Raw genomic sequence first — 4541 nt, 5'->3', positions numbered from 1 at the left:
GGCCGTATCTAATAGCGCCATACAAGATGGTGCATCAAAAGCCTCTAAGGTAGTAAAGCCCAGTGGAATGAGTAAGTCTGACAAGAAGCCCCTTAGAACCGGGTCATCATCTACCAAACAGATAGTTCGCTGATAACCTTCGTAGCCAACTATCTTGGCCTTAACGGCTTCTTCTACCTGCTGAGTATTGTTCACCCAGGGCAGCATTAAGCTCACCTTAAAACAACTGCCCTTCCCAAGTTCTGAGTCGACCTGTAACTCTCCACCCATTACTTCAGTTAAGAGCTTCACGATAGTCAAACCAAGACCTGTCCCCTGCACATTCGGTGTATGTGTATTACGCACCCTTTCAAAAGGTTCGAATATACGTGCAAGGTAGGAAGCCTCTATCCCTGGCCCGGTATCTTTGATAATGAATTCTGCCACCTGAGAACGGTACTTCACCGTAAAGTCGATTGAACCTTCTTGTGTATACTTCACAGCATTAGACAAAACATTGATCAAAACCTGGCGCAAGCGCTTTTCATCTGCCATCACCATTTTCGGCAATCGCCCTTCTATATTGAAGTTAAGCTCAATCCCTTTGTTCTTAGCCTGCATTTGAAACATACTGGCAAGCTGATCGAGCAATTCAGGTAACTGAACCTTGTTCCGAAACAAGTCCAAGCGCCCAGCCTCAATCTTTGATATATCAAGCAGGCCTTCAATCAAATCTGCCAGATGCAAGCCACTGCGATGAATGATATTCAAGCCTCGAGACTGTGCATCATCAAGGTCCTGCTTGTCAGTCAGTAATTGCGCATAGCCGAGTATCGATTGAAGCGGGGTTCTCAGCTCGTGACTGATCCCAGATAGATAGCGACTCTTGGCGTCATTCGCTTGCTCTGCATGCTCTTTGGCTTGTTGCAATTCCAGATCGGTTTTCTCATGAGCTTGGATTTCTCGCATCAGCTTACGTGTTTGCCGATTGGACTCAATTTGGGCTACCACCCGGCTCTCGTGCGCCAAGAGAAACAGCCAGGAAATCACACCCGTAACGATCAAGAAAATAAAGAACAGTGTGATCAGACTTTGCTTTAGCACCTCCTGATCGGCAATCGCAGAAGGCATCATATGCTCATAAACCAAGGCCAGCATCGCGGCGTTGATCATATTCGTAATAATAAGCAGCCCAGCAAAACGCCCTAGCCTTGAATTCGTAGAACGCACTAACTTGCCTGGCATAAAGCGCCTTAAGAAATTCACCACCTGACGAGAAAGCCTAGCATGAGGTTTGCAGCTATCTAGACAACGCACATCGAGGGAACAACAGAGCGAACATATAGGCTGAGCATAAACGCCACAATAACTCATGTCCTCCACTTCAAAGTCATTGTCACAGACGCCGCAGGTAAGCGTCGGTCCAATAGACGGGTATGGTGACGGTGCAGCACCCGACGAAGCTCTGGTTTTCGCTTCCTCTATAATGGGAATAAGCTCTGGGGACTGTCGCGCTAAGTAATACTTTCCTTTGGTAATATAAGCGATCAGTGGCACAAAGATGAAACAGGCTAACAAAGAAATAAAGTGGCTAAGATTCTTACTTGTCTCGCCAAACACCCCAAGATATGCAGCTAAACCAAGAATACAGGCAGCCACCATTGAAACAGTACCAACCGGGTTAACATCATAGAGGTGACCTCGCTTAAACTCGATATAAGAGGGGCTGAGCCCAAGTGGTTTGTTAATCAATAAGTCTGCAGTAAGCGAGCCTAGCCAACTCACTGCGACAATAGCGAAAACCCCCAAAATTGCTTCGAGTGCCTCATGCACACCTAACTCCATCAGAATCAAAGCAATTGTCACATTGAAGACCAACCAAACAACCCGCCCAGGGTGGCTGTGAGTTGCCCGCGAGAAGAAGTTAGACCAAGCTATCGACCCGGCATAAGCGTTCGTTACGTTGATCTTCATCTGGCAGATAATCACCATAACCGCAGCTAAAATAAGCGACATTGACGGTGAGTTAGTCAGGTAATTAAATACACGTTCGTACATATAAGTCGGGTCGCTGGCGACCACATAAGTAGCCCCTTCTGTAATCGCAATATAAGCGATAAAGGAGCCAAAGAGCATTTTCAGCAAACCGATAAAGATCCAGCCTGGCCCTGATAAGACCAACCAAAACCACCACTTTTTCTTATTCTGTTCAGTCTTAGGAGGAAGAAAGCGTAGATAGTCTACCTGCTCACCAATCTGAGCAACCAAGGCAAAAAATACTGAAGCAGCGGCGCCGAACAATAGCCAATTGAATTCACCTGCATTACTAAGGCCCTTTGGCTGATAGTCTGTCCAAGCAGGCAAAGTATCATATTCGACAATGATCACGGTAGCGATTGCCGCGATTTGTAATAGTAACCACAGAGTTTGCGTCCCGACTTGAAAACGCGAAATAGTGGTAATCCCCCGGATCACAATAGGGATAACCGCCACAGCGCAAATGAAATACCCGATCGATAGCGGAATACCCAGCAAGGCATGTAAAGCCGATGCGAGAATAGCGGCTTCAATCGCAAAGAAGATAAAAGTAAACGAAGCATAAATAAGTGACGTGACTGTGGAGCCTAAGTAGCCAAACCCGGCACCTCGCGTCAAAAGATCAATGTCTAAACCGTGTTTAGCTGAGTAGTAAGCAATTGGAAAACCGGTAATAAAGAAAACCGCTGCAACGACTAACATCGCTGCAATGGTATTCACAAAGCCATAGTTAATCGTTACCGCTGCAGCAATGCTTTCAAGTGCCAAAAAAGCAGTCGCCCCTAAAGCGGTTTTGCCGACACGGCTAATACCCATACGCCGAGCTTTACGAGCGGTGAATCGTAAGGCGTAATCTTCTAGGGTTTGGTCAGCCACCCACTGGTTATAGTGGCGACGAACTTTAAGAATCTTCTGTTTGGCAGGCATAAGCTCTATAGCAAAAGTTTTATGTACTTATAAATGAGTATTTAGCTAGACAGGGTAATGCTTTTTTAGGGCGAAAACGAGCTTTAAACGTGTTAGGTCACGATATAACTAATGCCTAAAAGTCAGCACCCAAGCTGGCCTATTAGAATAAATTGTCTGACTTGGGCCTAACCATTCTAAGCAAGACTTGGTCAGAAAAGTGCCAATTTAAGACACTGGCACTTGCTTAAACTTTGGCTGAATACTGCTGTTATTAAGCAGCTACCTGATATCTCAAACTGGTGATAAGAAGGCAAAATTCAATATGACCCCTATTATAGCAAACGCGCTGTGATTGAATTCACGACAAAGTCAAAATCAAAAGCATATACTAGTGAAAATTGATATCTGGTAAATATTCATGAATATACAACTAACACGTTTTCAGTTGGGCAGAACCTAAAGTATGCGAACCCAAAACTTAGGTAACTAATATGAAAGGCCTGAAGAAAATAGCATTAGCATCCGCAATCGCAGCAGTAGCAGCGGGCGCACAAGCAGAATTAAAAGCTCTTGATGATTCAACAATGGGTGAATTAACTGGTCAAGCTGGTTTAACTATCGATTTAGAAACTAAAGTATCTATCGGTCAGTTCATGTATAAAGATGCTGGTAGCCTATTCATCAACGGTATCACTATTGGCGGTAACGCAAACACTGGTGACGCTAACCTAGCAAACGACACTGACATGCTTGACAATATCCGTATGAACATCGATATTGCTGGTTCTGCTGCTACTGGCGAAAACATCTTAGATCGTGGTTTGTCTGATTTTTACGGCGCAGAAGGTCTAGCAGCATTGGCTCTAGCATACGGTGCTGTAGATGATGGCCGTCTAGCTGGTTTGGCTGGCGGTATCGAAGCTAACGCTGGTGGCGCATCTTTGAAGCAGCTAGAATCTAACAATGTACAGGCTGCTCCTGGTGTATCTGTTGTTCAAGCAGTTGCTGGTGCACTTGGCGGAACATTCGTTAAGGGTCGTGTTGGTATCGAAGACGGTGACTTGTTGATTCACGAAATCGCAACTGACCCACTAGCTGCGCTTATCGATGCTGATGCTCTTATCGCTGGCGGCGCTACTGCACTTGCTGGTTTCTCAACTCAAGAAGTTATCGACGGTGCTATCACTGCAGTTGATTTCAAGTATACAATCGATGCTATCGGTATTGCTGATTCTTCTTATGGCGCTGGTGAAGGCACATATGATTCAGCTACAAACATCCTTACACATCCTACAGCACAAACTACTACTTTGATCAGTGACTTAAGCATTGCTGGTTACTTGGGTCACAAAGATATCCATATCGAAAACAATGGTAATGGTTTCGGCGCTACTGACACTGATGGTAATGGTCGTATCTCTGCTGCTGAAGCTTCTGATGCTGTGACTGGTTCTACTGGTTACGGTGATGCGAACTCAAAAATCCACATGGATAGCTACTTCAACATCACTGATTTAGATGTTTACATCGATATCGCTGGTGTTCAGATCAACGATCTGAAAATCCACAACCATCGTGGTGACACTTCTGGTCTAGACGGATTGAATGCATTCGGT

General features: G+C 45.1%; 2 protein-coding genes. One reads left to right on the top strand and one right to left on the bottom strand.

Annotation, left to right across the window (positions count from 1 at the left end):
- Window positions 1-2943, bottom strand: a 2943-nt coding sequence (locus A3763_RS11485; RefSeq protein WP_068760049.1) for an ATP-binding protein, incomplete at its 3' end; no start/stop codon positions are given.
- Window positions 2944-3416: 473 nt separating this feature from the next.
- Between A3763_RS11485 and A3763_RS11480 the strand changes: the two genes are divergently transcribed.
- Window positions 3417-4541 (top strand): DUF6160 family protein (locus A3763_RS11480; protein ID WP_231872178.1); only part of this gene is annotated, 1125 nt, incomplete at its 3' end.

It is taken from the genome of Oleiphilus sp. HI0128 (genome assembly GCF_001635365.1).
This window is presented reverse-complemented; position numbering and strand designations above follow the sequence as displayed.